Source organism: Kribbella sp. (assembly GCF_035655035.1).
Taxonomy (GTDB): domain Bacteria; phylum Actinomycetota; class Actinomycetes; order Propionibacteriales; family Kribbellaceae; genus Kribbella.
Genome location: NZ_DASRVN010000164.1, coordinates 1 through 13,583 on the forward strand (window position 1 = coordinate 1; position 13,583 = coordinate 13,583).

Sequence of the window (13,583 nt, forward strand, 5' to 3'; positions counted from 1 at the left end):
GGCTGCCAGTCGCCATGCGTCGGGACCAGCACAGCCGGCGGCGTCGGCCAGCGCGCGATCGTCGTACGCAGCCGATCGACGACCTCGGGCGCGATCCGGTGCGGCCGGCTGAGGTGCTTCAGCAGGCGCTCGTTCTCCCGCACCTCGTAGTCGTCGTCAGGTACGGCGGACTGCGCGTGGAAGCTCCTCAGCAACTCACCGGCCTGCCGATAGGTGTCGGGCGCCCACTCGTACGGCGTACCTTCGACCAGCTCGCCCGCGAGGAACCGGGTCAGCAGCAGCTTCGCGTCCTCGTCAGCCTGCACCAGCTCGGCCGCACTCCCCTGCGCGGTCCACGGCCGCAACCAGTTGCGATGGGCCCGTAGTTCGCGGGCGAGGTGGTGGTCGGCGTCGTCGCCGGCCTTCGCGATGTACCGCTCGCCGTCCTGCTCCAGCTCCAGGACGTACGTGCCGACGAGGCCCCAGCTGTGGTCCCGCACGATCGTCGCGTCCGGCATCCAGCGGTCCAGCAACTCGCGCTGCCGATCGGAAAGTCGCACGCACCCAGACTAGGGCAGGAAATGCGCGGAGAAGTATGGACGAATTCGCCCGGAGGATTTATTCTGGCCGAATGCAGAATTCACAAGGAAATGCCTCACTACCAATAAACCTATCATCGGAAATTGCGGAAAGCAAGTCCGGGGAATTCTGGCAGCTCGGGGCGGATCGGGTCCGCCGGATCGGCTTCGGCGCGAAGCGGCTCGCAGGATCCGGCCTGTCCGGCGGCGCGGAGGTGCAGGAGCGGGCGATCGCCCTGCTCCGGCGCGTCGTCGAGCTCGGCGTGAACCACATCGACACCGCCTCCTTCTACCCGAGCCACGGGCCGGCCGGCGGGACGGAGTTCGAGAGCCTGGACTGGGCGAACGACGTGATCCGGCGGGCCCTCGCGCCGTACCCGGACGACCTGGTGATCGCGACGAAGGTCGGCCCGACACCGACCGGTCTGGCCCGGCCGGACGAACTGCGCGGGCTCGTCGAGGCCGACTTGCGGGCGCTCGGAGTGGACACTCTCGACCTCGTGTATCTGCGGCAAATGCGGCTGGAGTCGATCGCGGAACATTTCGGCGTACTCGCGGAACTCCAGGCCAAGGGCATGATCCGGCAGCTCGGAATCTCGAATGTCCGGGTAGCGCATTTGCACGAGGCCCGCGAGATCGCGCCGGTGGTCGCGGTGCAGAATCGGTACAGCGTCGGCTTCGGGCGGGCGAACGACGAAATCCTGCAGCTCTGCGGTGAGCTGGGGATCGCGTTCGTCCCGTACTTCGCGGTCACCGCCGAGTCGCGGGAGGCAGGCGGCGTGCCGGAGTCGAGTCCGGTTCGGGAGATCGCCGAGCGGCACGGGGCGACCGAGGCGCAGGTCCGGCTGGCGTGGACGCTCAGCCGCGGCCCGCACGTACTGGCGATCCCCGGCACATCGAGCGAGCGCCATCTCGAGGAGAACCTGCGGGCCGGCGACCTCGTCCTGTCCCCCGCCGAACTGAACGCGCTGGATTCGGTCATCGACTGACCCCTACGATCGTCCGATGCTCAGGACGGTGCTGTTCGACCTCGACGGGACCCTCGTCGATCACGAATCGGCTGCTGCGGCAGCGGTTGCGGTGTGGGCGGCGGAGCACGGGGTGGTCGGGGACGCCGCGGTGTGGGCCGCGGTGTCGGACAAGCACTACCGCCGTTATCAGCGGCGCGAGCTGACGTTTCCTGAGCAGCGGAGGTTGCGCGTGCGGGAGTTCCTCGGCGTCGAGATGAGCGACGCCGAGGCGGATGAGCTGTTCGAGAGTTACGGACGGCGGTACGAGGCCGGTTGGGCGGTGTACGACGACGCGGTGCCGGCGTTGCGGGCGATCCGGGCGGCCGGGCTCGGGGCGGTAGTGCTGACGAACGGCAACACCGCCCACCAGTCGTACAAGCTCGACCGGCTCGGGCTGACGGCGGAGATCGACGAGCTGATCACCGGCGACGACCTGCCCGCGACGAAACCCGATCCGCGGGCATTCGGCTACGTGCTCGAACGTCTCGGCGCGGGTCCCACCGAGGTGCTGATGGTCGGTGACTCGCTCGAGAACGACGTACGCGGCGCAGAGGCAGCCGGGATCCAGGGCGTCCTGATCGACCGGAAGAACCTGCACGCCCAGTCCGGCGTACCGCGGATCCGATCGTTGACCGAGATCCTGGACTGGAGTGGTGTCAGCCCGCGAGGCGGCGACGGCGAGCCCGCTGCCGACACGTAGGCCCGCAGTAACGTGCTGGGCGACCGGTGGGCCGGAGCGGGAGCTTGACCCCGCAGTCCGCACACAACTCGACCCGCCCCGGCGAGCTGACCAGGTCGTCACGAAAGACGGATCGTTCCGTGACATCGGCCGAAGGCCGTAGCCCGTCCAGGACCAGCTGCACGAGTCGACGCCCGGCTGCTCGATCGCGGCGGGTGGTGAGCATCGAGGTGCATCCGACAGCGACCGCGACGACATCGTCAGGGCTGAGATCGGCACGCACGCCGCCGACCCGCTGCGCAGCCTGCAGCAGCGCGGTCAGGACCTGCCGGAAGCGCTGCACGGACGCCGTCAGCATCGGATGCGGCCAGCTCGCGTCGGCGGCCACCACCTCGCAGAGGTGACCGCGCCTGCCGGACTTCTCCACGACGTGCATCAGGAACCCGAAGAACGCCTGCGTGGGCGCGAATCCCACCATCCGCCGCTCGCCCGAGGCGACCAGTTCCTCCAGATGCTGGACGAACACCGCCTCGAGGAGGGCCTGTTTGGTCGGAAAGTGCCGGTACACCGTGCCGGCGCCGACACCGGCCCGGCGGGCAATCTCGCCGAGCGGGACCTCGAGTTCGTGCTCGGCGAAGAGCTCACTGGCGACGGACAACATCTTGGCCCGGTTACGGCGTGCATCGGCCCGCTCTCCGCCGCTCGCTGCAGTCATGTCACGAAACCCCTGGTGTAAGCCGACTCAACCGGGTTGGAGTATGCCAGATAACCCCGGGTCGAACCATCGTGTGTCCACAGCCATCAACCCCCGGGGACGAGAGGACGACATGAGCGCCGAACCCATCCGTTCCGCCACCGGCCAGGCCCACGAGCCCGCCGCCGGCACGATCGCCGTAACCGGGGCGACCGGTAGGCAGGGCGGTGCGACTGCACGCCGGCTACTGGCCGGTGGCCGGCAGGTGCGCGCGCTGGTGCGGGACAAGACCGCACCCGCCGCCCAAGCGCTCGCCGACGCGGGAGCCGAGCTGGTCCTCGCGGACTTCGACGAGCCGTCGACCCTGGCATCCGCGCTGGACGGGGCTACCGCTCTGTTCGCCGTACCGCCGGCTGCTTACGGCCCGGCCGGTAACAACCCGAAGCTGGAGTTCACCCGTGGCCGGGCCCTGGCCGATGCAGCAGCTACCGCCGGAGTCGGTCAGGTTGTCTTCACCGGCGTCGCTTCGACCGCCGGGAAGGCATTCGCGGCCGAAGGCAAGCGGCGCATCGAGCAGTACCTGGGCGAACTGATTCCGCAGGTCACCGTGCTGCGCCCGGTGCGATTCATGACGAACTACCTCGGTGCGCCCGGGATCGGCTTGGACGGCTTCGTCGCCGGCGTTCACCGGCATCTCTTCCCGCCGGACGAGACTGTCCAGATCATCGCCCTCGAAGACATCGCCGAGTTCGCCGCACTGGCCTTCGACCAGCCCGAGCGGTACGCCGGCCGGACTCTGGAGCTGGCCGGCGATGAGCTGACCCCGGTCTCGGCCGTTGCCGCGATCAGTGCAGCGGTCGGAGTCGAGCTGCGCTACGAGCAGCTCTCCCACGACGAAGCCGCCGGGCTGAACCCGGAGATTGCCGAGATCCGGCAGCGGTGGATAGCCGGCGAGCGCTGGCACGCGGACATCGAGGCGCTGCGGGTCATCCACCCCGGCTTACGCACGCTGGCGGACTGGCTCGCCGAATCAGGCGCCGCCGCGCTGCGCAACACCCTGCTCGGCACTGCTCGATGACCCACGTGGTCAGAAGCTCACCTCGTCGGTCTTCTTGACTGCGGCGGTGCGGCCCGGGGCGCGGTGGTTGTCCCAGTAGAGGTTGGTGTGGGCAATCACCTTGTCCGGGCTCGGGGCGCCCCACTCCGACAGGTCCTCGGTCGTGTGGGCGTCGCCGACGAGCGTCACGTCGTACCCGCGGACCATCGCACCGTGGATCGTCGAGCGGATGCACTCGTCGGTCTGCGCGCCGCTCACCACGAGGTGGCCGATGCCGGCGCGGTCCAGCACCTGCTCCAGGTCGGTCGCCTCGAATGAGTCGGCGTACGTCTTGTGCACGAGCGGCTCGGCGTCGTCGCGGGACAGCTCCGGGACCAGCTGCCACTCGGCGCTGCCCTTCGGCAGGTTGTCACTGGAGTGCTGCACCCAGACCACCGGCACGCCCCCGGCGCGCGCCTTGCCGACCAGGGTGCTGATGTTGGCAACCACCCTGTCCCGCTCATACGCCTCGCCGACAACGCCGGCTTGTACGTCGACCACCAACAAGGCCGTGTTCGGCCGATCAGACAGCGTGCACATACGCCACTCCTCCCAGTTCAAGCTGTACGACGAAACCCTAACCACGCCCACCGACAGTTCCCGTCAGGTCCGCGGCAGGGTGCTGGCGGATAGGAGGCGGTGGGCCAGGGCTTGGGAGGCGGATTGGAGTTCGGGGCCGGCGAGGATGCGGTAGGGGGCTTCGATGGCGGTGAGTTGGGCGGCGTACCAGGTGGGTTCGTCGGTGCTGGCGAAGAGGCGGGTGTGGGTGTCGTCGATGGCTTCGAGGCGGCCCATGCTGCGAGGAATCCAGCGGGCGGTGTCTTCGCGCGAGGCGTCGATCTCGACCTCGATGGGATACTTCCAGCCCATCGCGAGGTGCTCTTCGACCATCGCCAGCGGGTCCAGGTCGGCGGGTGGGGTGAAGTCGGTGGGTTGCGGGTCGACGCGGGTGATCTTGTCGACGCGCAGGACCCGCTGGGCGTCCTTGGTGTGGGACCAGCACAGCAGGTACCAGCGCCCGCGCCGGACCACGACCGCCCACGGGTCGACGTCCATCGGGAACTCGTCCTGATGACGGCGGTACTGGATGGTGATCCGGCGACGCTCGGAGCTGTACGAGACGAGCGCGGCGGTGATCTCGGGATCAGGCGTCCGTACGCCGGGATCGGGGCCGCGGGCGCTGACCCGGCGGACGGCGTCGGTGGAGCGGGCGACGGGCTCGGGCAGGACGCGGATGATCTTGCCGAGCGCGGTCTCCACCGGGTCCGCCGTACCGCGGGGGCCTTCGAGGACCGCCATCACCAGGCCGAGCGCCTCGGTGGTGCTGAACATCAACGGCGGTAGCCGCAGCCCGCGGCCGACCCGGTACCCGCCGTACGGCCCGCGCATCGACTCGATCGGAATGTCGGCCTCGCGCAGGATCGCCACGTACCGGCGGGCGGCGCGCTCGGAAACGCCGAGCTTGTCGCCGAGTTGTTCCGCGGTGATGCCGGGCCTGTTCTGGATCAGCTCCAGGACCATCAGGGTGCGCGCGGTCGGGCTCACGTCGTACGCCATCGTCCACCATTCCGGAAGAAGACCGTCCGGATCCGAGGCTACCGCAGTCTGCGAGGATCAACGGGTGCGCGCGGATCGGCTGGTGGCGGTGCTGTTGCTGATGCAGGCACGCGGCCGGGTCACCGCGGCGGAGGTCGCGAAGGAACTGGAGATCTCGGTCGCGACCGCGCGCCGCGATCTCGAGGCGTTGTCCACAGCCGGCATCCCGGTCTATCCACAGCCCGGACGCAACGGCGGCTGGCAACTCGTCGGCGGCGCCCGTACCGATCTCAGTGGCCTGTCCGCGACCGAGGCACAGGCGCTGTTCCTGCTGGTCGGTCCCGCGGCGTCGATCGCGCCGGACGCGAAGGCCGCGCTCCGCAAGCTGGTCCGCGCGCTGCCCGACACCTTCCGCGAGCACGCGCAGGCGGCGGCCGAGGCGGTGGTGATCGACCCGGCCCGCTGGGGCGAGCACGTGAAGGAACAGCCGGAGCTGGTACGCCGCCTGCAGGACGCCGTCGTACGGCGGGAACGTGTCCGATTGGTCTACGACGGCCGCGGCGGCGGTACGTCGGAACGCGCCGTCGAACCGCTCGGGCTCGTCGACAAGGACGACGTCTGGTACCTGATCGCTGGTACCACCAACGGTCGGCGGACGTTCCGCGTGGACCGGATCGTGACCGCCGAACCGACCGGCGACTCCTTCGAGCGACCGGACGACTTCGAGCTGTCATCGGCCTGGGCCGAGATCGTCGAGCGGATGGAGGAACGCCGATCGGGGCTGACGGCAACGGTTCTGATGGACGAGCGGTTCGTGTGGGTGATGCGGGACCGGCTCGGACGCAACTGCGTGGTGGACGGGACGGTCGGCGACCGGGTCCGGATCCGGGTCACCGCGCCGACACCGTTGATGATCGCACAGCAGTTGGCCGGGTGGGGCGGGTCGATCGAGGTGGTGGATCCGCCGTCGGTACAGGCGGAGCTCGCACGTCTTGGCCAGGAATTGACCAACCGCTATGCCTCGGTGGACCACCTGGATGAGTAAGGTGCCATGGTTCAGCGTGTCCCGATCAAGCCTCAGGAACCATTCGTGACCACATCCCCTCCCCAGCCGCCGCAGGGCCCGTACTCAGGTCAGCCGGCCGGTTACGGTCCGCCACCGCAGCAGTTCCCGCAGTACGGCCAGCAAGACCAGCAGACCCAGCAGCAGGGTCAGCAGTACGGCGCACAGCCCGGCCAGCAGCAGGCCCCGCAGTACCAGGGCCAGCCCGGGCCGTACCAGCAGCAGTACGCCGGTCAGCAGGCGCCGCAGTACGGCCAGTACCAGCAGCCCGGCCAGCAAGGCCAGTTCCAGCAGGGGCAGTTCCCGCAGGGTCAGTCGTTCCCGCAGCCCGGTTACGCCGCCGCTCCGCAGGGGCAGCTGACCTGCCGCTTCTGCGGTGGCTTCCCGGCCGAGCAGGCGACCGTCCGCGGCCATCAGGGCATGATCATCCTGATGCGGTTCCTCAAGCTGCAGGGCCCGTTCTGCCGGACCTGCGGGATCGCGTCGGTCCGCGACATGACCTCGAAGAGCCTCTGGCAGGGCTGGTGGGGCATCGGTTCGTCGATCGTCAACCCGATCACGATGCTGATGAACATCGGCCCGATGCAGAAGTTCAAGCGCCTGCCGGAGCCGCAGCCGGGCCCGGGCCGGCCGATGGACCCGGGCAAGCCGCTGTTCCGGCGCCCGGCGATCCTGATGCTGCTGCTGCCGATCGTGGTCGTCGCGCTGCTCGTGGTCTCGAACCTGAACTCGGTCGAGTCGAGTACCCAGGTCGGTGCCTGCGTCGTGAACAAGGGCACGTCGACCAAGCCGAACGTGAAGGTCGTCGACTGCAGCTCGTCGGACGCGGAGTACCGGGTGATCGACAAGATCAACTCGACCGACGAGAGCCAGTGCGGTGACAACGCCGACGCGACGTACGTCGACGAGGGCGCGAACTACACGCTCTGCCTGGCGAAGATCAAGTGAGTGCAGCGGGGTCCCGCCGGCCGGGACCCCGCCGCCGTCAGCTGTAGTAGCCGTCTACGGGCACCCGGGCTTCGTCGTAGAGAGCAGGGCCTTCCAGCGGCACGCCTGTGAAGCCGCCCGTGGTCTTGAGGCCGTCCAACTGCTCCCCCGACAGTGCGAACACGACCTTGCCGAGCCCGGAGCGTGCCAGGGCGCCTGTGCACATCTCGCACGGCTGGCAGCTCGTGTACATGGTGGTGCCGGCGGCAACGTCCGGTGTCAGGTGCTGCGCTGCCCACACCGCCAGCTTCAGCTCCGGGTGGTAGCTGAGGTTGCCTTCGCTGATCGTCGTGTTGTGGTCCTCCGCCAGCACGGTCCCGTCCGGGCCGACCAGCAGCGAGCCGAACGGCGGGTCGCCGGCCTCTCGCGACGCCGCGGCCAGGGCGATCGCCCGGCGCAGGAATCCTTCCGCTTCAGGTGTCACATCGTCTCCAGTTCTCCGCAATCGTTGCCAACGCCTGCCAGGCCGTCTCCGGCCGCTCGGTCTCCGCCGGATCGCCGACGAACGGATCGAGTACGACGCTCCCGGCGCCGAGCTCCCGCAGTACGTCGAGGTCCCGCAGCACCTGGTCGATCGACCCCTCGCCGGCGATCCGGTCGTGGTCCGGCAGCGGCTCGCCGGTCAGCCGGAGCAGGATCCGCGGCGCGAACCCCGGCACCGGCCGGCCCAGCTGTTCCGCGAAGCCTCGCATCCGGGCGAGGCCTGCCCGCAGTGCGGGGACAGTCCGACGCAGCGGGTGCCACGCGTCGCCGTACCGCACGGTCCGCCGGAGTGCCGCCGTACTGCTGCCGCCCACCCACAGCGGGACCAGGCCCTGCAGCTCCGCGAGCACTTCGTCGGTACGACGGCCGCGCGCGGCGTGGTCCGCGCCGAGCGCCGCGAACTCCTGCCGCGCCCAGCCCACGCCGACGCCGAGCACGAGCCGGCCGCCGCTGAGCGCGTTCAGGTTCGCCGTCATCCTTGCCGTCAGCAACGGATGCCGGTACGGCGCGATCAGTACCGTGGTGCCGAGCCGGACCCGTTCGGTGATCCCGGCCAGCCAGCTGAGCGTGGTGAAGGGCTCGTAGAACGGCTCCGGGTACTGCTCCGCGACGTCCGGCGTGACGACCACGTGGTCCGACACCATCAGCAGCTCGTACCCGAGCCCTTCGACGACCCGGGCCCAGTCGCGCAGCCGCGCCGGGTTCGTCCCCGGCCCGAAGTTCGGCACGTTCACCCCAAGCTCCATGCCCGTCAGGCTATCCAGGCGAACACCCACCCTTGAAGAGATTCCTCCCGGCATCCATGACGATCCGCCGTGGAATCACCGGTAGATTGACCGCATGACCGAGAGTCTCGATCCGACCGACTGGGCGATCCTCGACGAGCTGCAGGCCGACGCCCGGCTGTCGCTCACCGAACTCGGCCGGCGGGTCAGTCTGAGCGCGTCCGCGACCACCGAACGAGTCCGGCGGCTCGAGGCGATCGGCGTGATCACCGGGTACCGCGCCGAGATCGACCTGACGAAGGTCGGATATCCGGTGCTGGCCGTTGTCCGCCTCAAGTACCCCGGGAACAAGCACGAGCCGTTGCGCCGGCTGCTGGCCGAGCGGGGCGAGATCCTCGAGTGTCTGCGGACCACCGGCGACGACTGCTACACGCTGAAGGTGGCCGCGGCCTCGATGCCGCACCTGGAGCAGCTGGTCAACGAGCTGACGGACTTCGGCAGTACGACGACCAACCTGGTGTACTCGCAGACGCAGCGGTACCGCGGGCCGCAAAAGCCGGTGACCGATCAGCCCTGAGGATGAGAACGTGTCCCGATGCTGACCGTCCTCGGTATCGCCGTCTCCCCCGGCCTGCTCGAACGGTGGGTCGATTGGCTCGCGCCGGACGAGCAGCCGTTCTTCCTCACCCGCAAGCAGGTCGACGCGTGGAAGCTCAGCGCGGACGATCGCGAGCCGAGCCGCGAGGACCGCGACACTTACTGGATCTACGCGATCGACCCGAAGGCGGCGCGGACGGTCTGGCTGAGCGAGGCGGCGTACTCCGAGCTGCCGAAGCAGACCCGGGCCGGGTTGGTGCGGGCGCAGGTGAACTACGGCCGCGGGTCGGTGCCAACGGTGAAGAGGTGGGCCGCCGTGATCGGGGACGGCGTCAGGCAACAAGCGGACGGGCATCGGTTCGTGTGGTGGAGGTCCCTGCTGAGGGATCCGGAGGCGGTGCTGCCGGAGATCGTCAGCGAGGACCTGGGACCGAGTCGGCATCGGGAGGTTCGCAGGTGGCCGCGGGAGTTCCCGAGGGTGCGGGAGTTGGCGGGCACGTTCGCGGACGGGAGTGGACCGAACTGTTTCGGCACGGTGATGGCGGCGTGCGGGGTCGACGGCGCTGAACGCGTGTGGATGGTGCGGGAGCCGTTCGAGGCGTGGCTCGCGGAACACACCGAGCCCGGCGGCAAGGACGACGTACCGGGGACTGTCTTCGTATGGCGGAACTCCGCCGCGCTCGTGGAGCATGCCGCGCTGACGATCGGCGACGGGTGGATGCTGCACAAGCCGTCGCAGGCGTGGAAGTCGCCGCGCAAGGTACGGACGGTGGCCGAGGTGAAGCGCGCCACGCGGACTGCCGGCTGGCGGCTCGAACGCCATAGGGTTGTCCTGTGAGGCTCCTCGTCACCGGCGCAACGGGAATCCTGGGGCGTGAACTCCTGCGGGTGGCGTCGCACGACGTCGTCCCGGCGTACCACTCGCAGCCGGTCCCGGGCGGCGTGCAGTTCGACGTACGACGACCCGAACGGGTGCGGGACGTGATCCGGGAGGTCGCGCCGGACGGGATCATCCACACCGCGTACCGGCAAGACGACTGGGCGACGACCGCCACGGGTGCGGTCAATGTCGCGCTTGCCGCCGAGGGCGTCCGGCTGGTGTTCGTGTCGAGCGACGCGGTGTTCGGCTCCCGCGATCTGCCGTACACCGAGTCCGAGCCGCCGTGCCCGACGACGCCGTACGGCGCGGCCAAGGCTGCGGCGGAGACGGCGATCCGCGCGCTTCGCCCGGACGCGGTGATCGCCCGTACGTCGATCATCGTCGGATCGGACGGCGCCTCGGGCGAGGAACGCCGGGTTCGACGCCTCGCGGCCGGCGAACCCGCCACGTTCTACACCGCCAACGTCCGCTGCCCGGTCAACGTCACCGATCTCGCGACCGCCCTGCTCGAACTCCTGGTCCTGGACTTCCACGGCATCACCCACCTCGCCGGCCCCGAACCACTCAGCCGCCACGACCTGGCACGCCTGATCGCCACCCGCGACGGCCTCGACCCCGACTCACTACCGTCCGAACCAGGCACACCGTCGAACATCCGCCTCGACAACACCCGCACGCAAAACCTCCTGCGCACGCGCCTACGAGCCCCCTCGGACTTCCTCAAAGCACGCTGAGGCGGCGTACCTGATAGCAGCCGTCGGCGGGCTCAGTCGTTGACGGTGGTGGTGACCGGGGTGCCAAGTTCGACCGTGCGGCTGACCGTGCACAGGCGGTCGTGGGACATCTTCACCGCGCGCGGCAGCGCCTCGCGGGCCTTGTCGCCGTCCTCGCCGTCCGGGAAGTGCACGGTGAACTCGATCGCGAGGTTCTGCATCCGGTTGCCTTCGTCGGCGTCGCGGATCTTGTCGCCCTTCACCACCGCGCTGAACTCGGTCGGCTCCGCGCGCCGGCTGACCACGACGTCCACGTCGATCGCCGAGCAGGTCCCGATCGCGGCCAGCAGCAGCTCGACCGGGGTGAAGTCGGTGTCCTCGCCGCCGGAGCCGACCCGGATGCTGCCGCCGCGGGCGTTCTTCACCTCGTAGCTGCTGTTCGCCAGGCGTTCGAAGCTGATCTGGCGGAGTGTGTCTGCCATCGTCCCGTCACATTCTGTTGCTTGTGGCAACGTTAGAGGTTCTGCAGGGCCTCGCGGACCGGGGTCTCGCCGGCCACGAGCTCGAGCGTCCGGCCGATCGCCGCGGGGGTGTCGCAGAGGCCGGCCAGTACCAGCGCGACGTCGTCGCGGGTGATCCGGCCGTTCCCGGTCTTGTCCGCGAGGAGCACCTTGCCGGTGCCCGGGTCGTCGGTCAGCCCGCCGGGCCGCAGGACCGTCCAGTCCAGGTCGCGGGCGCGCAAGTCCTCCTCGGCCGCCCATTTCGCCTTCAGGTACACGGTGAACGTCGCGTCGTCGGTGAGCGAGTCGGCCCGGTCCGCGCCCATCGAGCCGACCTGGAGGTGCCGCCGTACGCCGGCCTGCTCCGCGGCGTCCGCGAACAGTGCGGCCGCACCGCGGTCGACGGTGTCCTTCCGCGCGTTCCCGCTGCCCGGACCGGCGCCGGCGGCGAAGATCGCCACGTCGGCACCACGCAGTACGTCGGCCACCGCCGCCACGTCCGCCTGCTCGAGGTCGAGTACGGCGGCCCGGCCACCGGCCGCGGTGATGTCGGCCTCGTGGTCCGGGTTGCGCACCACCCCGACCACTTCGTTGCCGTCGGCGCTCAACAACCGCGTCAGGCGTAGTGCGATCTGCCCGTGTCCACCCGCAATCACGACTCGCATACCTCGGAGCCTATCTGCCGCTCGCTACCCGCGGAGGACCGGCCGGAGCGCGTCCAGTACCGCAGCGTCCTCGATCGTCGACGGCACCGCTTCGTCGCGGCCGTCGGCGATCCCGCGCATCGTCCGGCGCAGGATCTTCCCGGAGCGGGTCTTCGGCAGCGCCTCCACCACCGACACGTCCCGGAACGCCGCCACCGGCCCGATCTCCCGGCGTACGGCGGCCACCAGCTCGTCCCGCAGTACGTCCTCGGTCACCGTCGCGCCCGCCTTCAGTACGACGAGCGCGCGCGGCAGCTGCCCCTTCAGCGCGTCCTGCACCCCGATCACCGCGCATTCCGCGACGGCCGGGTTGGCCGCCACGACGGCCTCGATCGAACCGGTCGACAAGCGGTGCCCGGCTACGTTGATCACGTCGTCGGTGCGGCCCATCACGAAGATGTAGCCGTCGTCGTCGATGTAGCCGCCGTCCCCGGTCAGGTAGTACCCGTCGTACTCCTTCAGATAGCTGTCGATGTAGCGCTGGTCGTCGCCCCACAGCGTCGGCAGCGCGCCCGGCGGCAGCGGCAGCTTGATCGCGATCGACCCCTCCTCGTGCGGCTGCAGCTCCTTGCCGTACGGGTCGAGGATCTGCACGTTCCACCCCGGCATCGGCACGGTCGCCGAGCCCGGCTTGGTCGGCAGCGGCTCGAGCCCGCGCGGGTTCGCGGCGATCGGCCAACCGGTCTCGGTCTGCCACCAGTGGTCGACCACCGGGACGCCGAGGTGGTCGTGCGCCCAGTGGTACGTCTCCGGGTCCAGCCGCTCCCCCGCCAGGAACAACGTCCGGAACGTGTCCAGCGGGTACTTCGCCGACTCGGCGGCCTCGGGATCCACCTTCTTGATCGCCCGGATCGCGGTCGGCGCCGTGAACAACGCCTTCGCGCCGTGCTCGGAGATCACCCGCCAGAACGCGCCGGCGTCCGGCGTACCGACCGGCTTGCCCTCGTACAGGACCGTCGTGGCGCCGACCAGGAGCGGCGCGTACACGATGTACGAGTGGCCGACCACCCAGCCGACGTCGGAGGCGGTCCACCAGACGTCGCCCGGACCGATGTCGTACACGTTCCGCATCGTCCAGGCGAGGGCGACCGCGTGCCCGCCGTTGTCCCGGACCACGCCTTTCGGGCGTCCCGTCGTACCCGAGGTGTAGAGGATGTAGAGCGGATCCGTCGCGGCGACCGGTACCGGATCGGCCGGCTGGGCGCCGGCGACCAGTGAAGCCCAGTCGAGGTCGCGTTCGCCCAGTTGCGCCTCGGCCTGCGGACGCTGCAGTACGACGGTGTGCTCCGGACGGTGCGACGCGATCGTCAGCGCCTCGTCGATGATCGGCTTGTACTCGACCACCCGGGACGGCTCGAT

The 13,583-nt window shown here is 69.7% G+C and carries 17 protein-coding genes and 1 pseudogene; 8 read left to right on the forward strand and 10 right to left on the reverse strand.

Features of this window, described 5'->3' with window-relative positions; all coding sequences use genetic code 11:
• Positions 1-539, reverse strand: a pseudogene (locus VFF46_RS09575) (aminoglycoside phosphotransferase family protein); the annotation flags it as partial.
• Between the two features lie 71 nt (positions 540-610).
• Between VFF46_RS09575 and VFF46_RS09580 the strand changes: the two are divergent.
• Positions 611-1,546 carry an aldo/keto reductase gene (locus VFF46_RS09580; RefSeq protein ID WP_325036695.1) on the forward strand — a complete coding sequence of 312 codons (936 nt, stop codon included), beginning with the start codon at positions 611-613 and terminating at the stop codon, positions 1,544-1,546.
• A 16-nt stretch (positions 1,547-1,562) separates the two neighbouring features.
• Positions 1,563-2,267: an HAD family hydrolase gene (locus tag VFF46_RS09585; RefSeq protein WP_325036696.1), complete on the forward strand. Its 705-nt coding sequence runs from the start codon at positions 1,563-1,565 to the stop codon at positions 2,265-2,267.
• Here VFF46_RS09585 and VFF46_RS09590 read toward each other — a convergent pair.
• The gene (locus VFF46_RS09590) at positions 2,224-2,961 is read right to left on the reverse strand and encodes a TetR/AcrR family transcriptional regulator (protein WP_325036697.1); all 738 of its coding nucleotides are present in this window, start codon (positions 2,959-2,961) and stop codon (positions 2,224-2,226) included. The genes VFF46_RS09585 and VFF46_RS09590 overlap by 44 nt on opposite strands.
• Positions 2,962-3,073: 112 nt before the next feature.
• Here VFF46_RS09590 and VFF46_RS09595 point away from each other — a divergent pair, with 112 nt between their 5' ends.
• On the forward strand, positions 3,074-4,018 hold the full coding sequence (locus VFF46_RS09595; protein WP_325036698.1) for an NmrA family NAD(P)-binding protein: 945 nt from the start codon (positions 3,074-3,076) through the stop codon (positions 4,016-4,018).
• A 9-nt stretch (positions 4,019-4,027) separates the two neighbouring features.
• Here the strand turns inward: VFF46_RS09595 and VFF46_RS09600 are convergent, their stop codons facing one another.
• Together VFF46_RS09600 and VFF46_RS09605 are read right to left on the reverse strand one after the other, a co-directional pair.
• Positions 4,028-4,576, reverse strand: a complete 549-nt coding sequence (locus VFF46_RS09600) for an isochorismatase family protein (RefSeq protein ID WP_325036699.1) — start codon at positions 4,574-4,576, stop codon at positions 4,028-4,030.
• 63 nt (positions 4,577-4,639) lie between these two features.
• Positions 4,640-5,593, reverse strand: a complete 954-nt coding sequence (locus VFF46_RS09605; RefSeq protein WP_325036700.1) for a helix-turn-helix transcriptional regulator — start codon at positions 5,591-5,593, stop codon at positions 4,640-4,642.
• A 64-nt stretch (positions 5,594-5,657) separates the two neighbouring features.
• On the opposite strand from VFF46_RS09605, the gene VFF46_RS09610 reads away from it, so the two are divergent.
• On the forward strand, positions 5,658-6,617 hold the full coding sequence (locus VFF46_RS09610; RefSeq protein ID WP_325036701.1) for a helix-turn-helix transcriptional regulator: 960 nt from the start codon (positions 5,658-5,660) through the stop codon (positions 6,615-6,617).
• Positions 6,618-6,701: 84 nt separating this feature from the next.
• On the opposite strand, the gene VFF46_RS09615 is transcribed toward VFF46_RS09610, so the two are convergent.
• On the reverse strand, positions 6,702-7,049 hold the full coding sequence (locus tag VFF46_RS09615) for a hypothetical protein (RefSeq protein WP_325036702.1): 348 nt from the start codon (positions 7,047-7,049) through the stop codon (positions 6,702-6,704).
• A gap of 6 nt (positions 7,050-7,055) precedes the next feature.
• On the opposite strand from VFF46_RS09615, the gene VFF46_RS09620 reads away from it, so the two are divergent.
• Positions 7,056-7,583 (forward strand): LppU/SCO3897 family protein, encoded by a 528-nt coding sequence (locus VFF46_RS09620; protein ID WP_325036703.1) that lies wholly within the window; start codon positions 7,056-7,058, stop codon positions 7,581-7,583.
• 37 nt (positions 7,584-7,620) lie between these two features.
• Here VFF46_RS09620 and VFF46_RS09625 read toward each other — a convergent pair whose 3' ends face one another.
• The gene (locus VFF46_RS09625) at positions 7,621-8,046 is read right to left on the reverse strand and encodes a nucleoside deaminase (RefSeq protein WP_325036704.1); all 426 of its coding nucleotides are present in this window, start codon (positions 8,044-8,046) and stop codon (positions 7,621-7,623) included.
• Positions 8,036-8,851 (reverse strand): LLM class flavin-dependent oxidoreductase, encoded by an 816-nt coding sequence (locus VFF46_RS09630; protein WP_325036705.1) that lies wholly within the window; start codon positions 8,849-8,851, stop codon positions 8,036-8,038. Before VFF46_RS09630 ends, VFF46_RS09625 begins: the two co-directional genes overlap by 11 nt.
• Positions 8,852-8,945: 94 nt before the next feature.
• Between VFF46_RS09630 and VFF46_RS09635 the strand changes: the two genes are divergently transcribed.
• The 3 genes from VFF46_RS09635 to VFF46_RS09645 are packed head-to-tail and all read left to right on the forward strand — an operon-like array spanning position 8,946 to position 11,041.
• Positions 8,946-9,407 (forward strand): Lrp/AsnC family transcriptional regulator, encoded by a 462-nt coding sequence (locus tag VFF46_RS09635; protein WP_325036706.1) that lies wholly within the window; start codon positions 8,946-8,948, stop codon positions 9,405-9,407.
• Positions 9,408-9,425: 18 nt separating this feature from the next.
• On the forward strand, positions 9,426-10,265 hold the full coding sequence (locus VFF46_RS09640) for a hypothetical protein (protein ID WP_325036707.1): 840 nt from the start codon (positions 9,426-9,428) through the stop codon (positions 10,263-10,265).
• Positions 10,262-11,041 carry an SDR family oxidoreductase gene (locus VFF46_RS09645; protein WP_325036708.1) on the forward strand — a complete coding sequence of 260 codons (780 nt, stop codon included), beginning with the start codon at positions 10,262-10,264 and terminating at the stop codon, positions 11,039-11,041. Before VFF46_RS09640 ends, VFF46_RS09645 begins: the two co-directional genes overlap by 4 nt.
• Positions 11,042-11,073: 32 nt before the next feature.
• On the opposite strand, the gene VFF46_RS09650 is transcribed toward VFF46_RS09645, so the two are convergent.
• The 3 genes from VFF46_RS09650 to VFF46_RS09660 form a co-directional block, all read right to left on the reverse strand.
• Positions 11,074-11,502 (reverse strand): OsmC family protein, encoded by a 429-nt coding sequence (locus VFF46_RS09650; protein WP_325036709.1) that lies wholly within the window; start codon positions 11,500-11,502, stop codon positions 11,074-11,076.
• A gap of 32 nt (positions 11,503-11,534) precedes the next feature.
• Positions 11,535-12,185: an SDR family oxidoreductase gene (locus tag VFF46_RS09655; protein ID WP_325036710.1), complete on the reverse strand. Its 651-nt coding sequence runs from the start codon at positions 12,183-12,185 to the stop codon at positions 11,535-11,537.
• Positions 12,186-12,209: 24 nt separating this feature from the next.
• The coding region (locus tag VFF46_RS09660) for an AMP-binding protein (protein WP_325036711.1) at positions 12,210-13,583 on the reverse strand (1,374 nt) is incomplete at its 5' end.

Coding starts and splice junctions, on each gene's coding strand:
- VFF46_RS09580 (WP_325036695.1), top strand. CDS start 611: ATGCAGAATTCACAAGGAAATGCCTCACTACCAATAAACCTATCATCG.
- VFF46_RS09585 (WP_325036696.1), top strand. CDS start 1,563: ATGCTCAGGACGGTGCTGTTCGACCTCGACGGGACCCTCGTCGATCAC.
- VFF46_RS09590 (WP_325036697.1), bottom strand. CDS start 2,961: ATGACTGCAGCGAGCGGCGGAGAGCGGGCCGATGCACGCCGTAACCGG.
- VFF46_RS09595 (WP_325036698.1), top strand. CDS start 3,074: ATGAGCGCCGAACCCATCCGTTCCGCCACCGGCCAGGCCCACGAGCCC.
- VFF46_RS09600 (WP_325036699.1), bottom strand. CDS start 4,576: ATGTGCACGCTGTCTGATCGGCCGAACACGGCCTTGTTGGTGGTCGAC.
- VFF46_RS09605 (WP_325036700.1), bottom strand. CDS start 5,593: ATGGCGTACGACGTGAGCCCGACCGCGCGCACCCTGATGGTCCTGGAG.
- VFF46_RS09615 (WP_325036702.1), bottom strand. CDS start 7,049: ATGGCCGCGGACGGTCGCCTGCTCGGCCGGGAAGCCACCGCAGAAGCG.
- VFF46_RS09620 (WP_325036703.1), top strand. CDS start 7,056: ATGATCATCCTGATGCGGTTCCTCAAGCTGCAGGGCCCGTTCTGCCGG.
- VFF46_RS09630 (WP_325036705.1), bottom strand. CDS start 8,851: ATGGAGCTTGGGGTGAACGTGCCGAACTTCGGGCCGGGGACGAACCCG.
- VFF46_RS09635 (WP_325036706.1), top strand. CDS start 8,946: ATGACCGAGAGTCTCGATCCGACCGACTGGGCGATCCTCGACGAGCTG.
- VFF46_RS09640 (WP_325036707.1), top strand. CDS start 9,426: ATGCTGACCGTCCTCGGTATCGCCGTCTCCCCCGGCCTGCTCGAACGG.
- VFF46_RS09650 (WP_325036709.1), bottom strand. CDS start 11,502: ATGGCAGACACACTCCGCCAGATCAGCTTCGAACGCCTGGCGAACAGC.
- VFF46_RS09655 (WP_325036710.1), bottom strand. CDS start 12,185: ATGCGAGTCGTGATTGCGGGTGGACACGGGCAGATCGCACTACGCCTG.